Annotated in this window: 17 protein-coding genes; 1 reads left to right on the forward strand and 16 read right to left on the reverse strand. The window is 49.6% G+C overall.

Annotated elements, in window-relative coordinates; translation table 11 throughout:
• Positions 1 to 61: 61 nt before the first annotated feature.
• Positions 62 to 1,222 carry an undecaprenyldiphospho-muramoylpentapeptide beta-N-acetylglucosaminyltransferase gene (locus NQU17_06790; GenBank protein ID UUM13257.1) on the reverse strand — a complete coding sequence of 387 codons (1,161 nt, stop codon included), beginning with the start codon at positions 1,220 to 1,222 and terminating at the stop codon, positions 62 to 64.
• A 125-nt stretch (positions 1,223 to 1,347) separates the two neighbouring features.
• The gene (locus NQU17_06795; GenBank protein ID UUM13258.1) at positions 1,348 to 2,892 is read right to left on the reverse strand and encodes a Mur ligase family protein; all 1,545 of its coding nucleotides are present in this window, start codon (positions 2,890 to 2,892) and stop codon (positions 1,348 to 1,350) included.
• 70 nt (positions 2,893 to 2,962) lie between these two features.
• Between NQU17_06795 and NQU17_06800 the strand changes: the two genes are divergently transcribed.
• The gene (locus NQU17_06800) at positions 2,963 to 3,766 is read left to right on the forward strand and encodes a hypothetical protein (protein ID UUM13259.1); all 804 of its coding nucleotides are present in this window, start codon (positions 2,963 to 2,965) and stop codon (positions 3,764 to 3,766) included.
• A gap of 115 nt (positions 3,767 to 3,881) precedes the next feature.
• Here the strand turns inward: NQU17_06800 and NQU17_06805 are convergent, their stop codons facing one another.
• The 14 genes from NQU17_06805 to iorA all read right to left on the reverse strand — a co-directional run bounded on the left by NQU17_06805 (position 3,882) and on the right by iorA (position 24,149).
• Positions 3,882 to 5,054 carry a trypsin-like peptidase domain-containing protein gene (locus NQU17_06805; protein ID UUM13260.1) on the reverse strand — a complete coding sequence of 391 codons (1,173 nt, stop codon included), beginning with the start codon at positions 5,052 to 5,054 and terminating at the stop codon, positions 3,882 to 3,884.
• A gap of 191 nt (positions 5,055 to 5,245) precedes the next feature.
• Positions 5,246 to 11,011, reverse strand: a complete 5,766-nt coding sequence (locus NQU17_06810) for a DUF4011 domain-containing protein (GenBank protein UUM13261.1) — start codon at positions 11,009 to 11,011, stop codon at positions 5,246 to 5,248.
• A 442-nt stretch (positions 11,012 to 11,453) separates the two neighbouring features.
• Entirely contained in the window at positions 11,454 to 12,800 is a 1,347-nt protein-coding gene (locus tag NQU17_06815) for a GerMN domain-containing protein (protein UUM13262.1), read from the reverse strand.
• 412 nt (positions 12,801 to 13,212) lie between these two features.
• Entirely contained in the window at positions 13,213 to 14,160 is a 948-nt protein-coding gene (locus NQU17_06820) for a DUF4236 domain-containing protein (GenBank protein ID UUM13263.1), read from the reverse strand.
• A gap of 242 nt (positions 14,161 to 14,402) precedes the next feature.
• Positions 14,403 to 15,692, reverse strand: coding sequence for a hypothetical protein (locus NQU17_06825; GenBank protein UUM13264.1), 1,290 nt, complete (start codon positions 15,690 to 15,692; stop codon positions 14,403 to 14,405).
• Complete coding sequence (locus NQU17_06830) at positions 15,689 to 16,183, reverse strand: hypothetical protein (protein ID UUM13265.1); 495 nt, start codon at positions 16,181 to 16,183, stop codon at positions 15,689 to 15,691. The genes NQU17_06825 and NQU17_06830 overlap by 4 nt, the downstream gene beginning before the upstream one ends.
• 141 nt (positions 16,184 to 16,324) lie before the next feature.
• A complete protein-coding gene (locus tag NQU17_06835; GenBank protein ID UUM13266.1) occupies positions 16,325 to 17,644 on the reverse strand; it encodes a HAMP domain-containing histidine kinase in 1,320 nt (439 codons plus the stop codon).
• Entirely contained in the window at positions 17,641 to 18,339 is a 699-nt protein-coding gene (locus NQU17_06840; protein ID UUM13267.1) for a response regulator transcription factor, read from the reverse strand. Before NQU17_06840 ends, NQU17_06835 begins: the two co-directional genes overlap by 4 nt.
• Positions 18,340 to 18,344: 5 nt before the next feature.
• Positions 18,345 to 19,238 (reverse strand): M15 family metallopeptidase, encoded by an 894-nt coding sequence (locus NQU17_06845; protein ID UUM13268.1) that lies wholly within the window; start codon positions 19,236 to 19,238, stop codon positions 18,345 to 18,347.
• 259 nt (positions 19,239 to 19,497) lie between these two features.
• Positions 19,498 to 20,016, reverse strand: coding sequence for an NUDIX domain-containing protein (locus NQU17_06850; protein UUM13269.1), 519 nt, complete (start codon positions 20,014 to 20,016; stop codon positions 19,498 to 19,500).
• 55 nt (positions 20,017 to 20,071) lie between these two features.
• Entirely contained in the window at positions 20,072 to 20,491 is a 420-nt protein-coding gene (locus NQU17_06855; GenBank protein ID UUM13270.1) for an OsmC family protein, read from the reverse strand.
• Between the two features lie 143 nt (positions 20,492 to 20,634).
• The gene (locus NQU17_06860; protein UUM13271.1) at positions 20,635 to 21,435 is read right to left on the reverse strand and encodes an alpha/beta hydrolase-fold protein; all 801 of its coding nucleotides are present in this window, start codon (positions 21,433 to 21,435) and stop codon (positions 20,635 to 20,637) included.
• Positions 21,436 to 21,793: 358 nt separating this feature from the next.
• Positions 21,794 to 22,363, reverse strand: a complete 570-nt coding sequence (locus tag NQU17_06865) for an indolepyruvate oxidoreductase subunit beta (protein ID UUM13272.1) — start codon at positions 22,361 to 22,363, stop codon at positions 21,794 to 21,796.
• Between the two features lies 1 nt (position 22,364).
• On the reverse strand, positions 22,365 to 24,149 hold the full coding sequence (iorA, locus tag NQU17_06870) for an indolepyruvate ferredoxin oxidoreductase subunit alpha (GenBank protein ID UUM13273.1): 1,785 nt from the start codon (positions 24,147 to 24,149) through the stop codon (positions 22,365 to 22,367).
• Positions 24,150 to 24,534 lie beyond the last annotated feature (385 nt).

Here is a 24,534-nt window from a genome sequence, read left to right on the forward strand (position 1 = left end):
AGACGAATGGCCTGCCGGAATCTCGCCGGCAGGCCATCGTTCAATAAAAATTAACCGCATGTTACTGAGCTTCAGGTTTCTGCAAATTGCTTCTGACAATGTTCTTTTCGAACAGAGGGGGGTTTTCCGAGGGTTCCGGCCGTTTCCCATCCTGGTGACGACTGGCGAGAGTATCTTCGATGACAGCAAGTATTTTTTCTGCCCCACCTTTCACTATCGCCCGGTCCATATTGTCCCGGAATTCCTCCGTCCTGGCCTTCAGCTCCTGCAGTGCCTGAAACAGGCTTTCTGCCGTAAGGTCTTTCTCGCGAAGCAGCAACGAATAGCCAGCTTTCTGAAACGATTCGGCATTGTGGATCTGATCCCCCCGACTCTGGTTCAGATCCAGCGGGATCAGCAGATTCGGCTTTTTCAGCGCCAGAAACTCGAAGATAGAATTGGATCCGGCCCTTGATACAATATAGCCCGCAGCAGCCAGTACATCCTTCATGCGGGATCCAATATAGTCATACTGGGCATAACCCGAAGTCCGCTCCAGCTGTGAATTCACATTTCCTTTTCCCACCAGATGGACCACTTGAAAATCCTGCAGCAGTCGTTCCAGATTTGCCCAAACCAGCTGATTAAGAAGATTTGCGCCCAAAGATCCGCCCATAACCAGCAGCACCGGCTTATCCGGAGTAAAGCCCATGAATTCCCGTCCACTGCCGGCATCGCCCTGGAACAGTTCATCACGAACCGGCGAGCCAACTACGACGCCCTTTTCTCCAAAGGAGTCCCTGGTTTCAGGAAACGTCACAAGCATTTTCGTAGCATAGCGGGCGGCGATCCGATTGGCCAGACCAGGTGTCAGATCGGATTCATGGCCAATGAAGGGGATCTTCAGAGCAGCGGCCGCCATAGCGACTGGAACTGTAACATATCCCCCTTTGCTGAAGATCAGATCCGGTTTTTCCCGTTTCAGAATCCGCAGGGCATCGGTGAGACCTTTCGCTACGCGGAAGATGTCGGTCAGGTTTTTCAGCGATTTGTAGCGGCGCAGTTTGCCCGAAGAAATCGGATGGTAAGGGATTCCTTCCTTCTGGATCAAATCCCGTTCAATTCCGTTATGAGATCCGATGTATAACAGCTCATAGCCCCTGGTCCGAAGTCCCGGCAGGATCGCCAGATTGCCCATTACATGCCCGGCTGTTCCGCCACCGGTGAGTACCACTTTCGTCATAATCTTTGGTTCCTTCCTCTTCTTGTTCTCGAAATGAAAATCATTTGAATAAGTCTGATTTTTAGACAGTTCATCTGCTATCCCCCGTGGATCCGACCGGTCGGAGGCTCAATGGGTGTTATTTCTTAACCGCAAACTCTTCCCGTCATGGGGCGAAGAATTTCTTCCGCCCGCTCGGGATGCCGGTGAGCCAGCATCGTCAGAATTTTTCGTCCTCCCAGATCCATGCCCTGCGTGCCGGCCAGGAAAATGATATCGCCCGGCTCCACTACGCTTAAAGCATACTGCAGGGCCTCATCCATAGCAGCCCGAAAGGTCACTTTCAACGGAGTCTTTTCAATCTCCTCAAAAAATACCGCCTTTTCCGCCGGCAGGACCCGATCTTTATCAGTCACTTCCCCCAGAGTTTCCGTCACGATGATTTCATCCAGATTCAGCAGCGGCAGCCATCGAGCCAGCGTCTGAACATTTTCCCGGTTCACCGTAACACCGCGGTTGCCCCGAATGGCGTAGACCATGCGCAGTTTCCGGTAATGCAGGCTGGAGAGGCTTTTCAGCGAAGTCTCAATATTGTTCATATTGGCAAAGTGATCATCGATGATCTTGAACTGATCATCATAAATCAGTTCAAACCGGCGTTCCAGTCCCTTGAAATTCTTCAGACCCATTTGAATGGCGGCACGGTCGATTCCCTGACACAGCGCCATGGCACAGCAGGCTACCGCGTTGGCGACCGTGTGCTGACCTGGTGTAGAAAGTTCTATTGGTATCTTTTGCGGTTCTATTGTGAGCGGTTGAGATCCCCGCAGTACAATCGCCCGGGAAATAACCAGCGTAAAGCGGGGCGAATCACCCGACAAATCGACTGCTTCCGGATAGATATCGCCAACCCCCTGTGTCAGAGAATAGGTCACTTCCTGTCCGCTGCTCTTCCCCTCCAGACGGGCAATCGCCGGATCAGACAGATTAATGATTGTTGCTGTTTCGGCCCGGGCCCCGGTAATCAGAGAAGCTTTGGCCTCCCAGTAGGCTTCCAGCGATCCATGCTGGTCTATATGTTCCCTGGAAAAGTTGTTGAATGAAACGACATCAAAGTGAACATCCGCGCAGCGGAACTGTTCCAGGGCAGAGGAGGACACTTCCATGGTCACCGTGTTGACTCCCTCCTCTTTCATCCGGGCAAAATAACCCTGAAGTTCAAAGCTTTCCGGAGTTGTCATCGCGGCCGGAATCACCTCTCTGCCGATCCGGATCTTTACCGTACCAATGAGTCCGGAAGTGATGCCGGCCGCCCGAATAATCTCATCGAGCATAAAGGAAATGGTGGTTTTACCATTCGTAGCCGTGATGCCGTAAACAAAGAGATCTCGCGTGGGATGCCCGTAATAGGCCGCCGACAGGCTGCTCCAGGCCTGTCGCGAATTAACCACCCGATACTGTGCGATGGGAACGGATGGGTCAATCCGTTCAACTATAGCCGCTTCCCCACCGCGTGCTTTGACATCACTCAGAAATCGATGGCCGTCCACGTGGGTACCGGGGATAGCTATATACAGGGCTTTGGCATGGATCTGGCGGGAATCGTTGGTGATCCGTTCAATATCAAGGTTATCCAGAGGCCGAAACTCCTCCAGCACTTCAGTTTCATTCAACAAATTGACCAAACGCATGCAATCGTGTCCTTTCAAAATTAAATCAACCCTATTATAACGCATGATATACTCAGATTGGTGATGCAAAATGGAATTAAACCAACTCAATGAAAAACTTGCCCGATTGAACGGAATGATGGTATGCCCGATCTGCCACAATCCGCTGGAAATGATCTCCCATGAGGTTCGCTGCACCTCGAATCATAGTTTCAATGTCTCCAAATCAGGATCGATCAATTTTATCCCCGTGAAAATCCACGCCCGCGATCGAGCCTATTACGCCAATGAACTCGCGCTCCATCAATTGCCGCCCTTTCGGGAATTGTTGGAAAGTGTGACAGATCAAACTACGGAACCCTTTTGCCTGACCGGTTCCTCTCTGTCTCCGTTTCTGGGAAGCAGCGGAATTGGCTTTGAAGCAGCCCAACCTTCGGTCGACCTACAGCTGAAAGAAAATCCGGACCGGCTGATTTTTACTGCTCTGGCTGATCGACTGCCTCTTCCGACTGGTTCCATGGACCGGGTCATCCGGCTGGATGATCAGTCCGGAATCGAAGAAAGTCTTCGAATTCTGGCCAGTGGGCATCGGATGTTCCGGATTATCCCGGGACCGGGTCATCTTCTGGAACTGCGCCGTCATCTGTTTACCGGCCGCCGGCTTGGTCTAAGAGAAAAACCGGCATTAATTCGGGAACTGTACCAACTGCAGGAAGAAGGCGGCATGGTGAGGGCACAGCGCTTTCGGAAAAGCTTTCAGCCCACGGTCCCACAAAAAGAAATCCTGCTCCGGCAATGGATCTCCCCAAATGACCTACGCATCGCGCAGATCGCTGCAGTCATCGACGCCGTAACATTTGACTTCATGATCTACTCCCTGCAGAAACATCAGTAGGCGAACTCTCTGCTTCATTCGAATGACCTGGCAAAAAATATTTTCATCTTCAAGCCTCATGAAACGATAAGACAGGCTGCAGCACACTGCAGCCTGTCTTTTTTCTGAACCCGAACTAATTTCGCATGGCGGAGACCAGTTGTATGGTTCCCTCATACGTTTGCTTGTCACTGTCGCGGTAGATCGTGAATTTAACCCGGTCGCCCGGTTTGTAGCGGGACTTGATGGTGTTCAGCTGGACCGTGGATGTCACTTTTTCTCCGCCGAAGCTGATCAGAATGTCTCCCGGCAATATGCCGGCAGCCTCAGCCGGTGATCCTGCCATGACTTCCATCACCATGATGCCCTGCGGAACGCCGTACTGGATTCTCAAATCCTCTGGTATATCCTGGACGGCCACTCCGATGCTGACCGGTTCATTGGTCTGATTCTTCGTTTCTGAACTCGTTCCGATTTTTTCCATGAGCACATTAATGGGGATGGAGAAGGCAATTCCTTCAATCCCGGTTTGGGCGATCTTTGCGGAATTAATCCCAATGACCTCCCCCTTCATGTTGAAAAGAGGACCGCCCGAATTTCCACCATTGATGGCAGCATCGATCTGAATGTATTCAAATACCCCTCCACTCACCTGTACCTTTCGGTTTTTGGCAGAAATAATGCCATGAGTGACGGTTCCGGCAAATTCGGCACTCATCGGATTTCCGATGGCAATGACGCCCTCGCCCACTCGAATGTTGTCAGAATTGCCGATGGTGACGACCCCAGGCACGCGAATGCCGCTGACTTTGACAATGGCCAGGTCGTTTCGGGCATCCCGCCACAAAACTTCGCCCGGGACTTCCTGACTGTTGTGCAGGATGATTGTGACATTTTTCGCGCCTTCCACAACGTGATTGTTGGTCGCAATAATGCCGTTGGCGTCGATGAAAAATCCTGTGCCGACCCCTTCCTGATAGCCGGAACCGAACAAACCGCCGTCCGTAATTTTTCTAACAGCCACTGTAACCACAGCGGGTGCGTTGGCTTCCACCAGATCAGGAATCGAAAGTGACCGGTCAATGTTGATTTCACTTTCTTTGGTCTGGGCCTGTGTGCCAGGCACCGTATTTCCCTGAGCCACATTACCGGGAGCTGTCACAACAGACTGAGTTGTCTGAATCTGCGGCATGGTCTGAATATTCAGCGTACTGGTTTGCTGGACGGGACCTTGTGTCACCGCGCAGCCTGACAGAACTGACAATGCAAGCGCTGTACCCAGAGTTATTTCCATTATTTTAGATTTCATACTGATCATCTTCTCCTAACATTAGAACTATGGATCTCTCGCCTGCCCGGAGGCCTGTGCGGGGATCATCCTTATACCCATCTTACGCTGAAAATGTTACAAGAAAATTGAACTATTTTGAAATTATCGATGAGACTGTTTATATTTGAGAAAAAGCAGGCGGGAAGCTCACCTTCCCGCCTGACAAAAAATCATTGTCTGTCCGGATTCATCCGCTCGGACGGTATTTCCGAAACGGGATTAGAAATCCTGGGCATAATCTGACGAATCAGGCCCTCACTGGTTTTTTCCAGCACATCGGTCAGAATCCCGAAGTTAATGACAGCTTCGAGAAGATGCTCATTGTCAACATTGAGCTGGGGATGTCCCAGCCGTTCGGCCGTCTGGCGGATCAGTGACCGCTCAGAATGAGGTTCCGGCAAGCCATCCTTGAGGGCGGCCAGGATTTCCTCCGGGGCGATATCCGCCAGCTGCCGGTCCGTGTCATCGGGCAGAGTCCTGCGGTACTGGTCGAATTCGGCAGGGCTGATGTTCTGCGGCCAGTACACCGGCATATCTCCGGATCTTGTCGTGACCGGTCGAATGGTATTGAGGATCAGCTCAACCTGCTTTTCCATTTTAGGAGTAACCCGGCTCAAGTCATACAGAGCACGGGCTCGTTTGGCCAGTAATGATCGCGGAATGGGCCCCTCGGTGTCTATCATCAGTTTTAGTTCAGCCGCGATTGTCGATGCGTTGTTCACATTCAGGAAGTCATCCATCATCAGTTTGCGCTGTTTCAGATCATGAGGAACATAGGGGGTCTGACGGGTGACAGGAGCCAGATTCTTCGGTTCAGGCGAAACATGAGACTCCTGCGGCTCTGCTGCCAGAAGATCCTGAGCAGTTTTTACAAGGTCATCAATTACTTTCACTTCGTTATCCAGCCAGTCCATGGCATAAACCCGCCGGATCTGCCAGCCCAGTCCCTTTAATACAGAATTTTGCAGAATTTCCCGATCATAGGCCGCATCGGCTTCCCGGAAGGATTCTCCGCCGCACATAATACCCAGCAGGAACCGGCCGGAATCCCGGGGATCCACCAGGCCAAGATCGACTTTAAACCGGGAGGTTCCGATGGAAGTTTCCACTTTCCACCCGCGCTCCCGCAGCCGTTCGGCGATCTGATCGTTCAGATTTTCGATTTCGCTTTGATGCTTCAGATCCGACAGGCTGAGCGTTCGACTGCCCTTCTGGGCAAATTCCAGAAATGCTTTCAGTTCACGGACACCACGGGCGGTGGTATCTGAAACCTGGAAACCAGCGGGATCAATATTCGTAAATATAATCATTTCCTGCCGGGAGCGCGATACCGCGACATTGAGGCGGCGCCAGCCACCCTCCTGATTCAGCGGGCCGAAATTCATCGTCAGGCGACCGTCCTCATCCGGTCCGTAACCGACAGAAAACAAAATGACATCTCGTTCATCTCCCTGAACATTTTCCAGATTCTTGATGAAGAGGGGCTCGGGGAGGTTCTGTAGAGCCTGTTCCAGGGATTCATCCGCCCGCGTCCGATCGTTCAGTGTTTTTTCAATCAGATTCTGCTGAACGGCAGAGAACGTGACAATTCCGATGGAACGCCGGGCTTGAGATGGATCATTGACGCGTCGGATCACTTCATCCACAATTTCCACTGCTTCCTTGCGATTGACTCTCTCCCCTCCCCGCTCATAGATGCCGTCATTGGTTCTCAGACTGACCTTGGAGACCATGTCATCCGGTGAAGGATAAGTATAGAGGCGGCCGTCGTAAAAATTCCGGTTTGAGAAGGCAATCAGGCTCTCATGGCGTGACCGGTAATGCCACAGCAGGTAGCTTTCCGGCATGGAAAGGGCCAGGGCGTCTTCCAGGATGTTATCCAGATCCTGGAATTCTTCCGGTTCAGCAGAACCGTTGGACTGAGTCAGGAAAAAGCTGGTAGGGGGCAGCTGCTTCGGGTCACCCACAATGATAGCCGCCTTAGCGCGGCCCAAAGCGCCGATGGCCTCCGGGGTTGGGATCTGAGACGCCTCATCGAATACCACCAGGTCAAACAGATCCGCCTGAGGTTTGAGGTATTGCGCAACGCTCATCGGGCTCATCAGCATGCAGGGAGCAATGCGGCGAAGCAGCGTATCGGTTTCAGCGAACAGATTGCGTATGGAAAGATTGCGCGCTCCGGACCGCAGTGCCCGCTGAAGCACGGCTATTTCCTTGCTGGCAACGGATTCCAGCACCAGATTGGGAACCTGCCCGGCCAGATGGAAATAGAGTTCTTTACGCTCGAGCCGTTCCAGTTCCGCCATCTGGTTCTGCAGCAGGGCTGCCTGTTCATCCAGACCGTATCCGGTGGTGTTTAATAAGACAGGTTCATTTTTCAACCGTTGGGTCAGCAGAGTGGTCACCATGGATTTCCGGTACATCGAAATCAGTTCCGACTCACTGACTCGTCCCTGGTCATAGCTGGCAGCAAACGGCTGCAGGCCTGCTTCATCCGCCTGCTTTTTCGCCTGCCGGTACATCAGCCAGTCTCTCAGCCCATCCAGGGCAGGCAGCAGTTCGGTCAGTTTGCGCGAGAGGCGTTCGAAGTAATTTCCCTGGTAGCTTGCCAGTTCAGATTCCTCGAAAGCTGTCAGTTCAAGGAAAGACCGGATGGTCTGGCGGTTCTGATCGAGGGCCAGTTCATAGCGCTGAAGTTTTTCTTTCATACCAGGCTGCTGCGCGGCATTAAGCAGCGCGCTGCGCTGAATGGAGGTGTCTTTAGTGGTCAGACATCGCTCCAGTTTGGGAATGATTTCGCCCAGGGAGGCGGCAGACAGGTCCCCTTTCACCCGGGTTTCCAACTGTCCCTGATCCTGTCGGACCTGGTCGCGCAGTGCCTGGTATTCTTTTAACTGAGACAGTACCGGGAGAATCTCTCCGGGGGCAATTTGTCCCTGGTTTGCATAAAGTGTCATTTCCTTTTCCACCGGATTCTTGCGGAACAGCTTGCCCAGAATCGTCTTTTGTTCGTACTGGGTGTAATCCCGTTCCAGCCGGTTGGGATCCGCATTGAGGAAGGACTCGCTGAATTTCTGCATCAGGCGCTGCGTGGAATCCGTCAGCCGGCTTTGCTTATCCCTCAGTTGAATCAGGGCGTCCCTCAGTTCGGAAGGGTCTGATTCCATTAAATGAGGATTCTGGTCATTCAGATCCACCAGAGCCTGCAAAGCCGGCAGCAGCTGTTCTGCCTGAAGCATGTCAGTCGGTGCCAGGTCGGCATTCGCCAGGATCAGTTCGCCCAGAGTCATCTGCAGGTCCGTCAGCTCGATGGTGCCGGCCTGGCGAATGGTTTCCTTCAAAAGCGGCGTATAGTCAATCGCACCAATTCCGCGTAGCGGGTGTCCATAGGGGCCTCCGGCATGGACGCCGAATCGGGCCAGACTGGTCAAAGCGGTTTCATGGTCCTTCCGGCTTCCCGGCGGAACGATTCCCTGCAAGTCCACGGTCTTGGAAAAATCCCTCAATTTGGAATGGTCACAGATAAGATCGTAGATGGAATAGCCGGATTCATCCTTGCGATACATTTTTTTTACGATTTCATTCAGGTCATTTTTGCGATTGCGGACTTTCGTTTTTTCCGCTTCAAACGAGCCGTTCTTAGGAATCCGCTGAATTTTCATTGACTGCTCCAGCTGATCCAGCACAGCTTTTTTCCGGGCTTTATTGGAATGCAGCTCCAGACAGAATGAACCGATTCCAATCTGATTCAGCCGCTTTTCAACGACCTCCAGCGCCGCCATTTTCTGCGCAACGAACAGAACCCGCTGATCCTGCATCAGTGCATTGGCAATAATGTTGGTTATCGTCTGACTTTTGCCGGTACCCGGAGGGCCATGCAGAACGAAGGTTTTTCCGGCCTTGGCGGCCAGTACGGCCAGAGACTGGCTGGAATCAGAGCTGACCGGATATATCACGGTTTCACTGCCTCGTTCCTCTTCGATAAATTCCTCGGTTCGTTGGATGGGTTCAAAGGGGAATTCCAGTTTCCCGGAAAGCAGTGAGCTGACCATGCTGCTCTTTTTGAATTCCTCCATGTTTTGCGTCAGATCACTCCACATGATGAATTTCGAGAAGGAGAAGAGACCCAGGACGGCGCTTTCTTTCACATCCCACTTCTTTTCTCTCATGATGGCACTTCTGACTTTGCTGAAGACCTTCAGAACATCAATGGCATCGCCCTTCATGGGCAGGGGATCCAGTCCCTGAAGCAGAATGCCGAAGTCATTTTTGAGCATTTCAGTCAGTGTGACATTGAAGTGCCCTTCTTCTTCCCGTGGTCTCAAAAGGAGTCCGGATAAATGTCCTTTCGTCTCGCAGTCGACGGGCAGCAGAATCAGTGGTGCTTTCCGAAGCGTGTCCGGATCCTGCCTGGAGTACCAGCAGAGTTCGCCCAGTCCGACATACAGCGAACTGGCGCCGGTTTCTTCCAGACTGGCCCTGGCACCTTTGGTGAGCTTCACTCCCCGTTCATCCAGTGTCTCATCATCCAGCATGGTACGAATTCGGCCGGTTCGGTATTCTTCGAAAGCCAGTTTCTTCCAATGAGTCTCAACGGCGAGCGCGGCATCCTGGGCGGGCAGCGGCGAAGTCTGTTCGTCGGCGGAAGCCAGGTTCCAGTCCTGGGGATAGTGCATGATGTTGAAGTCCTTCTCGGACATTAAGTCCAGCGAAAACTGCTCCAGGTCAGGCACGAGGAGTCGGAGTCCGCGATCCTCTTTAAAATTGATCAGCTGATTCCGCAGGGATAAATCCAGCAGTTTACGCTCCCAGACTTTCTGTCGCGGCAGCTTCGCGCTGGACACTCCCGTATCAGGTCCTGGCATGCTTAGCTCCTCTGGCAGGATGACCGCCGTCGAATCCGCCTGAGGTCTCGGGGCCAGAACGTATTTGCCCGCTTCCAGAATACGAACGGGAAGCGGATGAATTCCAACCAACCTGGATCGCTTCAGATCCAGGGATAAAACGAATCGGTCGGTTTCCTCCAGACGAACCTGAGCGGCCGAAAGCGCCTGATTGAAATCCCCTCCCGTCTCTGTAGCTGCCACAGGGTCCAGTACTGCAATCTGGTTCATGCCCCGGGCGATGCGTTTGGTAAGCGATGACAAGTCATAATTGACCGATTCAGGAAAAACAGATGGTTCCAGCCAAACCCCGATCAGGCAGGAGTCCTCCTGCAGGATGATCAGCGGGTTCAGTCCGGCTGCCTCCAGAACAGACGCAAACAGGAGTGTCAGATCCATTCCGTCGGCATAACCTTTTTCTGTGATCTCATCGACGAGGCGAATGCGCTTCCCGGCGCGAATAAAATCAGGACCAGGTGCGATGTAGCGTATGCCCATCTCTCGAATCGCAGTAAACAAAGCAGACAGCTGCTTTAGCACCACGTTGGGATCCATGGTGTTGTAGCCGGACAGTGTTCCATCTCCGGTCATCGCTTTCAGGTGGTCTCCCATCCGAGTAAGCAGGTTTTTGATCAGCGGATGATTCGGCATGGAATATGCTGCCAGGATTTCCGGCAGAGTTTCAAAGCCTGACCAGTCCTCATAGGGATGAAGGGTCAGGGAATAAACTTCCTGATGTTCCAGCCCGGAAGCATTCAGCTGAAGGGTCATTTCCACCTTGACCGGCTCCGTCAGATCCAGGATATGCTGAGCTCCCAGCTCCTGTTTAAAATCTCCCAGATCGACACTTTTTCGGGCAGGCAGCCGTGGAATCGGTATGGTCACCGGTTCCATAATTGCTGGCAAAAAAGCAACACGAAGTTCCGCATTCGCAATTTCTTCTTCTCCATGATTCTCAATGTGAAGACGCCGAATGATTCTGGCTGAATTGACATACATGGCATAATTGACATGCTGTAAATAGTCCAGACTGAACCGAACACTCTCATTCATATTTTGTAACCTCAGTTTTCATTATTAGATTTATTATACATCAAGCTGTACCATCAGAAACATGACCGCTAAACCAAGCCCCCTCCCCTTCTGGAAACTCGCTCCATTCCAATGAGATCCTGCTGCCAGAGATCAGGAAAAGCATTCATTTCTTCTGTATTATTCTTGCAGAGTGAAATTAAATTGATCGGAACCATAGTCTGAGTATTGCTCCGCAGGTCTTGGGAGAATAATGTGAATCCTTTACTTTTGATCCGGACAAAAAAAGATCATCCAACAAGAGCATAAACAGGAGCTTATTCCAGGGATTACACCAGAGTTTATTTAGAAAAGGCCCTAACCGGGGCATTAAACCTGAGGCTATAGCTTGAGCACTTAACTGAAGGACTTAAGGTTATAGCTTGAACATAAAAAACAGACAGCTGTTACGCTGTCTGTTTTTTTAGTAAACCGGTGTTAATACTTCAGTCGGTTCGATTTTTCTCTGATTTGATTCATAGCGCTGATCATTGATGGTCAGCTGGACGCCCTTTGCCTGATAGTACTGACATAATGTGTTTACCAGGCTTTGAATCCTTGCGTTTTCAAGTTCCGGGGAATCATTTTGCTGAGTGATGAAGGAATCATTCAGGTCAACCTGTACGATATCCTGGTTCAGATAGAGAAATTGTATCTTTGTTTTATCTTCTAAGACCGGAATGAGTCCCTTCGCTTTCGCTTGTTCAAGATAGGCCAGCGTCATCAGGTCTTTGGTGGCATCATTGGTCATATAATCCACTTTCGTGGAAACCAGTTCATAGCCCCCGCCGGTTTTCGGAAAATAAAGCGGGAAGTAGTAGGTGTCCCGGACATTTTCCTTCAGTCCGTCAAAACTCACAATATTGGTCAAAGTGCCGTCGGGATTAATAAAGTCATTGGAGACCAGGCCGATTCCAACCGCATACGTAAACAGAACCGTTTCCGTCTGATTGCTGACTCTGACATCCATGACAGTCATCATTTCTCCGTTGATCTCCCGGGGTTCGTCCACCGCGACGATCTCAAAAGAGAGGCCTGTGGAGACCCACTGATTCCCCTCCTGAATCGGAGCCATCAGGATTGTTCGTTCTTCATAGTCTCTCCACCCGATGACATTTCCCCGAAATGGAACCTCCAGGGTATAGTACAGGTCATTAATTTTTTCCTGTGTAATTCGAATGACATTCAGGCGTGAACCTGAGTCGGATGACTGCTTGATCTGAGCAGTCGCCTTGCCGGGTTCTTCATGCAGATATTGAAGAATGGTGGAAGAAGAGCCCATGCCATCGCTGCGGTAATTGATCAGGCGATTGGGGATCAGAGGATAATAATCAAACAGATTGTACCTGGACACCTTTGGAAGCACCTGATCTTCAAGAATCTGATCTTTTTCATCAGGTTCAGGCTTCTTGGAGGAATCCTTGCCTCCGGATAACTGTCCTCCGGATCCACCGGATGTTCCTTTGCTTGCATTATTCGAACGGGTTGAAGAACCCTGATCTCTGGTAGAGTCTGGGACCAGATTTGTTACGTTATTATCAGAAGCCGAAATCATCTGATCCGCCTTCGTTGTTTCATTGCCTTTTAGTTGACTCTCTGGAATGCTCTGAACTACCGATGATGATCCTGTCGATTGAAGCTTGCTCTCACTGGACGTTGAACTGCTTTCAAGTTTCTCCGGGGTCATTTCATTCACACGGATCACTGGTCTGGCAGAAGAACATCCCGTGATGATAAAAATCACGAAGATCAGACTGAGAAACTTTTTCATATACCCTCTTTCGTACCCATTTATCTATCTCTATGGTATCTTTAAAAAGTTTAATTGCTTACAGTCCATTATAAACTGCCAACTTCAAAATACTTTACATTTAAGTTACAGACATGTGAAAAGCAGCAAAATGAAGAAGGACGATGAATCTCTGCAATTTACTCCTCGCCTTGATATCGCCATCTTCAGATTTTAATTGTTTCGTATTTTTTGATATGTATATTTATACAATTTTTACTATTATTCCGCATACCTTTGCGGTATAATAAGAACTGTAATACAAGTTACAGTATAATCTTCCCCAAGATTAATAACTTACCTGGAGTGCCGATTCAACCGAACCAGCACTTTTTTTTCTTTTTGAATGCCTGAACCGGCTCCCTGAACAGGGAGCCGGTTGTTATTAACCCTTCTATTTCAGGGGCAGAACCGGGGATAATCCTTTGGTTGTTTTAAAATCGATGGCGTGCTGGAAGTTCTTCAATGCTTCATACGGAACGACGCCTTCGAAATTCAGTTGTTCAAAGGCCGGACGCGGGAAAATCACAGACAGAAGCGTCATGTCTTCCTGATGGCCGGTTGATGGATTCAGCAGCGCTTCTTCCGCATTCACCACGATCTCCTGAACTGGCAGGAGCGCAAACAGATCCCGGGCAACCCGGAAAGAGGTGGAGGTCACATAATCCCGGACAAGAGCATTGCGCATGGTCTTGCTCATTGGCTTTACAGATTCCTTGCCTGACTTGAGGATCTTCACCACTTCCGTCGGCACAACTTTCTCGCTGTGTACATTGAACGTAACTCCCAGGACATCATCCTGAATGATTCCGACTTCAAAGTCTGAGCCAAACTCCATCAGGTCCTCAAAGGGTTCCATCTCCTGAACAACGGTCAGGTAGGCCTCGTCATCCCCCTCCAGCACCTGCTGGGCCAGCATTTTCAAATTTATGCTTTCCTGGGTCTGTCCGTCCTGATTCTTCAGAACATCGTTCCAGTCAATCGCTTCGTCAACCTCTTTATGTACATTTCTGATCCGTTCCAGATAATTATCAAAGAGATCTTCCTGAACCTGATTTTTATCTGCCTGGCCCAGCTGAGGATCCTGGAGCTTTTCTTCCAGCTCTGCTTTTTTCTGATTTTCATCTGAACCAAAGAACCGTTTAATCGCCGTGAACAGATTTACCTGCTTGTTGTAATACATCCCGCTCCCGGGGATCCCTACCGTCCCCTTGGCCTGACCCTTGCTGTTGACAGAAAACCGCATGCCGGTCTTGCCAAAGCTGATGCTAGGTCCTGCCTTTGAGAAATTCACTCGGATCCCCTTTCCCAGACTGATGCTTTTGCGATAATTAAATCCCATATGATACTCCTTTCGCTATGCCGTTTATCATTCTCGGCTCCCAAAGGGATCCGTCTTTTCTGATCGCTTGCCGAGAATCCGTTTCGTTCGGATTCCGGCGGTGACTCCTGGCTCATTCAGCGGTAAATCTGATCTGTTGTCTCAACAGGAAGAGCCTCCGCATTTCCATTGCCCCTTATCTCCTGGCCAGGAAGCCGCTCCCTAAAAGACGGTGATGTCATTGGAGGACTGGGGCAAGGATTTTAAGGTGATGAATTTGTGCCGAGATGCTCCACGAGATTCATCAGAAGATTGGCCATATCTTCCATTCGCTCCGACCCTGGAGCTGAAAGCGGATCCGGGGACTGTGGCTCACTGGAGATCAGAATGGAAGGCAGTCCGGAATCTTTCAGCGGATGCTCTGGCTGCTTTTCTTGTGAACTGACCTGATAGCCTCCGGAAATCAAACTGTCACGAACCAGGTTGGCTAGATCCCACACCTGCGATGAGGCCTCAATATTGATGTTGGTGCTGCCAATCCCATCCAGATGAATGAGAAGAATCTCTCGATCAAGATCTTCGGATTTCAACTGATCAAGGTAGGCTTTAGGCCCCTGTCCATCGTAACTGGACCCCAGCAGTACCATTCGAATCTCCCAGTCGGTTTCCAGCGTCTGAATCAGCTCTGCGGTTTTCAGAAGAACTGCTGCCGACGCTGCCTCAGCCGCTCCCGGATTATCCTGTGAATCAAGTCTTGCGCTGACTAGCAGGAGCGGACTGGTTGGGGTGGCGTCTGGCGTAGCGTTAATTTCCAGATTTCGGCTGATCCCGCGTATGACATATGCTGAATTGGTCAGCCGAATCTCTACCGTCTCTTTCTCACGCAGCCTGCGATCCCACTCCTTTCCCTGAATCTGTGAAATCCCGAGCACCGGAATCGATGCTGGGCGATTCAAAACAATTCGAGGAGGCAATAGACTTTTTTCGGAATACACCAGCACCGCTTTCGCTCCCTGAGCTTCATAGAGCGGGATTGACTGGTTCAAATCAAAGTAATTGGCTTTGATCAGTGCCACCGCCCCTTCCAGATTCCCCGCTTCAATTTCACCGGGCGTTCCTTTGTTGATCCGGCGGAGCTGATATGTTCCTTCGGCATTCGCCATAGGGGATCCGGAAGCCAGGTAGGACTCGCGGGCCAGCCCTTCTGGATCGATGAGTCCGATCGACGCGCTTTTCTTCCAGGCACCGGGAAATTCCAGCAGTCGCATCGAAAGACCGGATCCACTCAGGGCGTTGCGGACATAGTCGGCTGCTTCTTCCTCACCGGTACTTCCAGCCAGCCGGGCATCATCACGGGCTGCCAGGACGGAGAGATGTCCGTTCATTCTGGCCAGGTCAATGGCTGAAATATAATCATTTCGTTCCAATCGAACCAGCTCCTCCGGAATGGTTCGGACTGGGTCGCTTCCTTTAATCAGACGATATACCGGCGCGCAGCCTGTGGTCAGCGCCAGGCACAAGAGGATCGCAACAGCTCTGCCTCCCGATTTCATAACTGTTCCTCCATGAACCGCCGAAACCGCTGCAGCCCTCCGCTTTTTTCATTGATCCGGAACCGGCCTCGACTGGTTCTGAGCGTAATATGGCGGGCATGCTTGACGCCTGTACCGCTGGTGTGCACCTGCTGAATCTCATTCCAGGCAAAAACTTTTTCCTTGCCCCACATGTTGCGAATGTTCAGTCCGGATTGATCATAGGTAATGGCAAAATTTTTCAGCTTGAGCCAGTACCATCCATCAACGGCCAGAAAGAATGCCATCGCCAGTCCAAGCCTTCCAAACGCGGCCGAATCCCTGGTGGCATGGGAAATGAATTCCAAAACAAAAATGGATTCCAGGATGCTCATAGCCCCGTGAACAAGGCGGGCATCCTGTCTGGGATACAGCACTTTCCCCTCGGTCGGTTCAAGTTCAGCCCCCCTGATTAAACGATATTTCACGGCGATGTATATGAGCAGCAGAATAGGAAATACGATTCGATACATATCCCTGCGGTTCCTTTCAATCTCTTTCTAAGAACCATTATAACCCATTCGTGCCTGGGGCGCTAAAAACTTAGCAGCAAGCCCTTTGCCGGAAATTGAAAAGCACAGCAGGAAGCACCTTCTTGCATCCTGCTGTGTTTTTCAATTCGGACGATCCGCCGTCGGATCTTCCGGTCCGATGGAAGCGGACTGTGCTGGGGGCAGCTGCAGTCTGGCTTCGAAGACGTCTCCTTCAATCGCCAGTTCCAGTTGACCCGCCATGGCCCGAGCCAGATTCGTCGCAATGTAGAGCCCCAGTCCCGAACCCTCGGTATGACGGGACTGATCCCCCCGAACAAACTGCTCCATCAGCTCCTCGGGAGACTGATCCAGTTTATTGCGGGATATATTAATCACTGTCATGATACAGCTGTCCTGGGTCCGGGTCAGCCGGACATAGACTCTGGTATCGCGCACACTGTATTTCAGCGCATTCACCAGCAAATTCTGAATCACCCGGGACAACTGCGTTCCGTCCGCCCGGACAGGTACGACGGTGTCACCCCAGCTGCAGACCAGTTCCATCCCCTTTTCCATAAAATCAGCATGAAGGGGTGCGTAGGTCTGCATCAGTACCTCTGTTAAGTCAACGGTTTCGATCGTCAGCTGAAGATTCCCCGAAGCCGTCCGGGTGGCGGTAAAAAGATCATCCACCATCACCTTCATTCTCCGTGCGCTTTTCTCGACAACCTGTAGGTAATCCCTTCCAACCTCACCGAGTTCCTCCTGCCCCAGGAGCTGAGAAAAATTCAGAATGGAGGTCAAAGGGGTTCGAATATCATGGCTGACATTTGTTATCAGCTCGGTGCGCAGTCGTTCTGCCTTCAGTCGGTTTGCTACCTCCTGCTCCACCAGATCCTTGGTTTTGACTGCCTCCAGCATAGCCTTTCGAGTCGCACTTCGAGGTGAGCGGTCCGTCAGCGGGTTGCCGGCCAGGGTCTGTCGCATAATCCAGTTTTCACGCCTCCCTGATATAAAAGCGGTGGTCAGTCCATAGCTCATGGTCGCAATCAGCAGGTAGAAAAAGGAACTCGCGATGGTATGCGTTGCTGATTGAATCAGGATTACTCCAAACAGCCAAATCCCGTAAGCTGGGATTGCCGTACCGGGTATCAGCATGAGCAATGAGCGATGACTCAGATCCCGGGCATACTTGGAGATGGGGAGAAGCCATGCGCCCAGTAGCACCACCATAAGCAGCATGGCCAGCGTGCCGCGGATCACTTCCATTGCAATCAAAAAGAATAGAAATTCAGCTGCAAACCAGATTAGAAATTCTTCCACATATAATTCCTGAAACAGGTCAAGATAGCGCGCAATCCATTCTCTGGCTTTCGAGCCAATCTGTTCTGCCGTCTGGCGCAGTCCCGTTAATGATTTCCCCTGCGCCGGTTGTTCCCGCTTAAAGCTGTCCTGCTTCATGACCGATCCTCCAGTTTATATCCCATCCCATAAATACTGAATAAATAATCCGGATCTCTGGGGTTGATCTCAATTTTCTCCCGGATGTGGGATATATGCAGAGAGATAATTTTCTTGATGTCGTAGGCTTCCTCCTGCCAGACTGCCTCATAGATCTGACGGGAAGTAAACACCAGTCCCTTGTTCCTGATCAGAAACAGGAGTATTCCGTATTCATTCGGGGTCAGACTGACCACCTGACCGTCTGCTTCCACAATTTTCCGCTGGTCATCCATTCGAATGCCGCCAGTCCGGTAGATACCAGATTCAGGCTGCTGCGAAGGACTGCCGAAGCTTTGTGCGCGCCTGAGCTGACTCTTAACCCGCGCAATCAATTCGAATGAATGGAAGGGCTTGGTCAGATAATCATCGGCGCCGGCATTTAATCCGAGCACTTTATCCTCAATCTCGCTTTTTGCGCTTACCAGGATGACAGGAATATGGTTTTTTTCCCGGAGTTTCATTAAAGCATGGATTCCATCCAGTTTTGGCATCATCACATCCAGGATCAGCAAATCCGGCTGATGCCGGTTCATCTGTTCCAGCGCCTCCAGCCCATCCTGGGCCTGTACCACGGAATAGCCTTCCCCTTTGAGAACTAGTTCGATGGAACGAAGAATATCTGGATCGTCGTCGCAAATTAAAATTTTTGGCATTGTTGTCATTTCCTTTTCACCGTAATGATGTAGGCGCCGGTGTTGGTGGAAGAAACCTCTGCTTCGACTCCACCGGGATAGTGAATGACCCCGTCACGGGCCTCACGCCAGTAAACTGTGTAATCCTGACCTCCCTCCCTGATTTCCAGCTGGCCTTTGTATTTCAGAAGTTCATGATATTCCTCCAGCGCCAGATCATGCTCATGCATATATTGGGCATGCGGAAGACCCACATAACGGAAATGCCAGTATTCATGATCAATTCCCGTAATGTTTACCTTATTTTCGGGATAGCGGAGAATAAAGCCGAAGCGCCAGGAATTAGCCGCCATGAAGGCCTTTTCTTTCCTCAAGTCTTCGCCGTAGAATCCCTTCAATGCTTTGACCGGCTGCAAATCAACTGCCAGACCTGTCTGATGCTCTGAATATCCTGGTTTTTGAACCAGTTTCTTGTTTGCGGTTTCCTGGTAAATCTTCTGTTGGTCTCTTTCTGTACGAAATGCGCTTGAAAGATACATTCCCCCGATTTGCTTATCCGCTTCTGCCAGAAATTGATTAAGATGCTTCAGAATGTCTTTTCGAACCTGAAACGATCCGCCCGGTGCCTTGGAAAGTTGGCTCATAACTGCCGATTTTGTCTGATGCTCACTATTGATCAGCCGCAGTGTACCCAAATCAGTAACCTGACTGGTACGGACCGTTATGGTGTCCACTCCCGTTACAGGATTTACTCGCCGGGTACTTCCGGTCGCTTTTGCCGTTTGGGCTTGAGGCACCTGGTATTTTTTTTCTTTGGCATCGGCTTTCTGGTCAATGAGTAAAAAGGTGGTTGCCACCAGTAATGACGAGACCAACAGGATCGTCAGAACGGCTAAAAACATTCGCTGTAAAAATTTCATAATCATTCCCCCTTCCAGCAGATCACAACTTATTATGATCCAACCCTATGATAGCGAAGCATTTCCGCGAAATATCCAGTGAATATCCAGGAAACATCATAGGTTGCACTGGTAATGGTTCTTGTTCCAAGAGACACAGTCTTAACTGGCGGATCAGATACGTCATAAGAGGCGAAGAATAACAAAGGAGGGCTTCGTCCGCGTAAATAGCCTGTCTTACTGCGGCAGCTTACGTCTGGTTCGAATGTCCCTCCTTTGTTTATTCAGTTGTTCCCTCTGCGGCCAGAAGTCGCAGTACCTCAGCCTTCACAATTTCAGCGTAGCTGCGATCCTGAAAATCAGAGATCTTTAGGGCCTCCAGCAGCTTCATGGGAGGTATCAGCTTCACTTCGGATACTTCCTCTTCCTGGAGGCAGCAGTTGGCTGGATCCACTTCAGTTTCCACAAAGTAAACGTCGACAAGATGCTTGATCGAAACACTGCGGCCTACAAAGCGCATGCGATCCGGATCAAGTTCAAGCCCAATCTCCTCTTTCGTTTCCCGCAGGGCTGCTGAGCGGGAATCTTCTCCTGCCTGAACAGCACCGCCTGTGATGTCCCATTTGCCGGAGTTGACTTTTTTCTTTCGGGATCTTCTCTGAATCAGGAAATCTCTGTTTTCGTTATAAATATATACATGAACCACCAGGATATAATCATCCGGTCTGATATATTCACCTCGGAACACAGTGATACCCTTTTTCTTGCCATCCCGGTCATAGATATCCAATAATTCCATAGTCGTACCTCATCTTGCATTATATTATACCAAAAGAGGTCCCCTCTTGGCTGATTTAAATCCGGATAATCCGATAGATTTGTTCGATTTTTTCGGAAATTGAATTACCCATAGTGCAAGCTGCGTTGACATATTTGAGATATTCCATCAGTTCGTCATCTGTATGTGGGCTCCGGATATGAAATTCATATTCAATCCGCTGAAAACGAAAGATGGGAAATCTGGTATTTTCGATCGTTCCAGCCCGACCGGTTTCTCCGCTGACCTCCAGGTAAGCTTCTTCTATGTCTATCTGGAATCTGGTTCTTAATTCCAGAAGAGAAACCAGTTTGCACGATCCAAGGCTGGACAGGAAATACTGAGCCGCGCCAGGGGCCTGGACTTCGTCGAAATCAAGGTCCGACTGAAAAGAGCCGGTTTGATTCTCATACACCCGTTTTGAACTGAGTGATGTTGTTACTTTATATTTACCCATTCATTTCTCCAATCATAAAGTGAGTGACTGATACTATTCCTCAAGAAAACAGCCAAACCAGTCTTTTTGTTTACATATTTATTCTTATGAAACCTTATTCTTAGTTTATCTTTAACCTGCCGCCCGATGACTACCAATACCTGTTATTTTCTTTCAGTCCCTTGAAGCCATTGGAGAAACTCAGGCATATAGTTCTTCCAGCAGGACTCACTGTGCCAGTCATCAGAACCGATCCGCAGCAGAATCTGGTCTTCCTTCGTTCCGATTTCTTTCAGTTTTTCAGTAAAATCAAGAGTGTCCTGAAGATAGGTACGGGAGGTCTTCTTTTGCTCTTTTCCAGTACTGATATCAAGCCCTTCCCGTCCTCCCACCTGAATATAAAAATCCAGATCCGAGTCAACTTGGTGCTGATCCATGAAGGACGAAAATTCATCTTTGCTGATCCATGAACAAAGGGAAAATATTCCCGCCTTGGCGAAAAAGTCCGGATAAGCCAGTACCGTATAAGCCGTCATCAATCCTCCCATCGACGACCCAGCCAAATAGCGGGAAGAAGCCTTGGGGATCAGCGGAAGTTTTTTCTCCAGATATGGAATCAGTTCCTCTACCAGGAATTGGGCAAATCGAATTCCTTCCCCCTTGATTTTTCTCCGTTTATATTTCATGGAGAACGGACCATATTCATTCAGGCGCCGTTCTTCGGCGTGGTCAATCGCAATAATAACCATTGGTGCCAGTTTCCCCTGATCTGTAAGCAGCTCTATCGCTTCCCTGACCTCCCAGGTCACACCGACATAGGAATCCTCCGGATCAAACACATTCTGACCATCGAACAGGTATAATGCAGGATAGGTTGCCGACTTATTCGCTCCATCCGGAAGCAAAACCCGAATTTTTCGCTTGGACCCATCGTAGAATGGGTAATTAATATTTTTACGAATCAATTGATACCCTCCAGTTATATTATCTCCTCTATTATGCCATAATAATTCCCATCTGAAGATTTACGCCTGTTGCAGGCGAGTTAATTAACACTTCATTAACGAAATATTGAAGATACAAGCTCGGCATAGTGGCACAAAATATCAAATTCCCTGAATCCAGTTATTTCGATGATCGGACTTATTTGTCCGGCTACCAATTGATCGTACACAGTGATATCCCTCTTGATTTATTCCCGAAATGACGGTATTCCCAATGAGGTCACTGGATGCCCTTCTGATACCTGATATTTCACACTCAAAAAAAATATATTATAAATCAAGGAACCCATTCAGACAGACTGAATGGGTTCCTTAGGGCTTAAATCAGGTTCATACCAACAGAAAGCGCTTTCTGATTAAGATCAATGAAAGCTGGCTTAACATTCTTGGCAATGAGTTCATTCCAGTTGATGTCTTCCAGTCCCATGGCTTTTACAATGGTTCCCAGAAGAATAATGTTCATTACTTTCGGGTTGCCGAGTTTTTCAGCTTCTTCGGCTGCATTGATTACTGTAGTATCAGTCTTTGACTGAATGGTTTCCAGAATATCTTTGGCATAGGGCATCTTACCGGAAAGTACGGGCATTGGGCTGATTTCAAAATTATTGACAACAACCTTGCCATTAGGCTTCAGATATTCCAGCCAACGCAACGCTTCCATCTTTTCGAAAGAAACCAGAATATCTGCACCGCCCTTTTCAATCACGGGGGCCGCCACCTTTTTACCATAGCGTACCTGGCTGGAGACTGATCCTCCGCGTTGGCTCATGCCGTGGATTTCTGACATTTTAACATCATAGCCTGCTTCCATCAGGCCCAAAGTGAGCAGTTTCGATGCAAGGATGGTTCCCTGACCGCCCACTCCTACTAACAGGATTGATTTGGTCATTTTATTCCCCCTCCTTCTTGATTGCTTTCACTGGACATACCTGCAGACAGACCGTACAGCCAACACAGGCGTTGCGATTGATGTATGATTTTTTACGTTCAAAGTCGAATTCAATGGCCGGACATCCCGTTCTCGTACAAGCACGGCAGCCGATGCACATATCCTGATCGACGTAGCATTTCGACTTGAAGACATTGACGAATTCAATTTTGTCTTTTTCCTGAAGTTTTTTCAGGACACAGGGCCATCTGGTAATGATCACCGAGGGCTCTTCCAGGGAATGTGCCCATTTAAGAGCATTTTTGACGGCTGTCAGGTCATTGGGATCAATCGTTACGACCTGCTTGATGCCACAGGCTCTGACTAAAGCTTCCAGATCCAGTTCCTGAACCTCTTTGCCATGCAGAGTATAGCCTGAACCAGGATTTTCCTGATGTCCGGTCATGCCGGTGATGCGGTTGTCAAGGATAATATTGATGGTATTGCTGCCATTGTAGGCAGTATTAATCAACGAATTGATGCCGGTATGGAAGAAAGTTGAATCTCCCAGAACGGTGACAACTCTCATTTTGTTGTCCTGCTTCATGTCAAAGACGCGCTGAGCTCCGTGACCGACTGATACTGAGGCCCCCATGCACAGATTGATATCCATGGCATTGTATGGCTCAGCAAAACCGAGCGTATAGCATCCGATATCGCCTGAGATCATGGTGTTCTTGAGTTTTCCTACTTCATAGAAGAATCCTCTGTGAGGGCAGCCGGCACACAGTGACGGAGGTCTTGGAACGACCTTATCCGTGGTTCCATCTACCGAATCCAGCATTTTGCCAAAGACTGACTGTCTGATCACATCAGGTGTCATCTCACCAAATGGTGGGAAGGTATCCTTGCCATGAACCGTGAATCCTAAGCGCTGCGCTTCTTCTTCAATGATCGGATCATTTTCTTCAATTACATATACTGTTTCAATCTTACTGCAGAATTCGCGAATTTGTTCATCCGGCAGCGGATAGGAAAAGCCGATCATCAGATAGGATGCCGAATCGCCGAATACTTCATGGGCGTAATCAATGCATCCGCCGGAAGCGATGATTCCGATCTTCTTATCGTTCCACTCAATCCGGTTCATGGCGGTCTGGTTGGAGAATTCTCTCATGCTGTTGATCCGGTCTTCGACCTTGGCACGCAGCTGCTTGGCATGTGCCGGGACAGTGATGTACTTACGGACATCCTTGACATAGTCCTTGATCGGTACTTCTCTGCGCTCTCCCAGTTCAACAATTCCCTTGGAATGGCAGACTCTGGTTGTTACTCGCAGAAGTACCGGAGTATCAAATTGTTCGGAAATCTCGAATGCACGGATCATATAATCCTTGCACTCCGGTGAATCCTTTGGTTCGATGCATGGGATTTTGGCAAACTTGGCATAATGCCGGTTATCCTGTTCATTCTGTGAAGAATGCTGTCCAGGTTCATCGGCTGTGATGAGTACAAAGCCCCCGTTAACGCCTGTATAGGCGAAGGTGAAGAGCGGATCGGCAGCTACATTGACCCCAACATGTTTCATTGCGGCAAACGATCTGGCACCTGCCACAGCTGCACCGGCAGCTGCCTCCAGGGCTACTTTCTCGTTGTTGGCCCATTCCGCAACGATGGCATCCTTGTAGAGCGCGGTATTTTCCAAGATTTCAGTACTTGGAGTCCCTGGATAAGCCGAAGCAAATCGGACTCCGGCCTCGAATGCGCCCCTCGCCAGGGCTTCATTACCGGTTAATAATTCCTTCATTTTTCCCCCTTCCCCTGTTATCTGTTGTGAATGGTTTAACAGGGGTTTATTGACTGTTTAATAACTTAACACAAAACAATGATAACATTTTCAACAAAATACATCAATTTACCCGTTCGAAAATATCATGTTGTTTTCAAATACCAGAAATAGAACCCTAAAACGCAAGCAGTGACTAGGTTCAATGACAACTATGAAATATCAGTGAACAATAAAATGACATTTAGCCAAAAAAAGAAACCCAGCCTCACAGCTGAGCTTCCATATGTTATCCTCTTTTCTTGAACCATTCCTCTCTGGAAATGAAAGTCATCGCGCCGCAGGCTGGACATTCTTCCGGAGCCTGGTCAGCAAAAGTTACCAGCCGGCAGGAATTGCAGCGGTA

It is taken from the genome of Clostridiaceae bacterium HFYG-1003 (assembly GCA_024579835.1).
Classification (GTDB): domain Bacteria; phylum Bacillota; class Clostridia; order Clostridiales; family Clostridiaceae; genus JG1575.

Excerpts from the sequence above, each read along its gene's own strand:
- NQU17_06790 (UUM13257.1), bottom strand. The coding sequence starts at position 1,222 with ATGACGAAAGTGGTACTCACCGGTGGCGGAACAGCCGGGCATGTAATG.
- NQU17_06795 (UUM13258.1), bottom strand. The coding sequence starts at position 2,892 with ATGCGTTTGGTCAATTTGTTGAATGAAACTGAAGTGCTGGAGGAGTTT.
- NQU17_06800 (UUM13259.1), top strand. The coding sequence starts at position 2,963 with ATGGAATTAAACCAACTCAATGAAAAACTTGCCCGATTGAACGGAATG.
- NQU17_06805 (UUM13260.1), bottom strand. The coding sequence starts at position 5,054 with ATGAAATCTAAAATAATGGAAATAACTCTGGGTACAGCGCTTGCATTG.
- NQU17_06810 (UUM13261.1), bottom strand. The coding sequence starts at position 11,011 with ATGAATGAGAGTGTTCGGTTCAGTCTGGACTATTTACAGCATGTCAAT.
- NQU17_06815 (UUM13262.1), bottom strand. The coding sequence starts at position 12,800 with ATGAAAAAGTTTCTCAGTCTGATCTTCGTGATTTTTATCATCACGGGA.
- NQU17_06820 (UUM13263.1), bottom strand. The coding sequence starts at position 14,160 with ATGGGATTTAATTATCGCAAAAGCATCAGTCTGGGAAAGGGGATCCGA.
- NQU17_06825 (UUM13264.1), bottom strand. The coding sequence starts at position 15,692 with ATGAAATCGGGAGGCAGAGCTGTTGCGATCCTCTTGTGCCTGGCGCTG.
- NQU17_06830 (UUM13265.1), bottom strand. The coding sequence starts at position 16,183 with ATGTATCGAATCGTATTTCCTATTCTGCTGCTCATATACATCGCCGTG.
- NQU17_06835 (UUM13266.1), bottom strand. The coding sequence starts at position 17,644 with ATGAAGCAGGACAGCTTTAAGCGGGAACAACCGGCGCAGGGGAAATCA.
- NQU17_06840 (UUM13267.1), bottom strand. The coding sequence starts at position 18,339 with ATGCCAAAAATTTTAATTTGCGACGACGATCCAGATATTCTTCGTTCC.
- NQU17_06845 (UUM13268.1), bottom strand. The coding sequence starts at position 19,238 with ATGAAATTTTTACAGCGAATGTTTTTAGCCGTTCTGACGATCCTGTTG.
- NQU17_06850 (UUM13269.1), bottom strand. The coding sequence starts at position 20,016 with ATGGAATTATTGGATATCTATGACCGGGATGGCAAGAAAAAGGGTATC.
- NQU17_06855 (UUM13270.1), bottom strand. The coding sequence starts at position 20,491 with ATGGGTAAATATAAAGTAACAACATCACTCAGTTCAAAACGGGTGTAT.
- NQU17_06865 (UUM13272.1), bottom strand. The coding sequence starts at position 22,363 with ATGACCAAATCAATCCTGTTAGTAGGAGTGGGCGGTCAGGGAACCATC.
- iorA (UUM13273.1), bottom strand. The coding sequence starts at position 24,149 with ATGAAGGAATTATTAACCGGTAATGAAGCCCTGGCGAGGGGCGCATTC.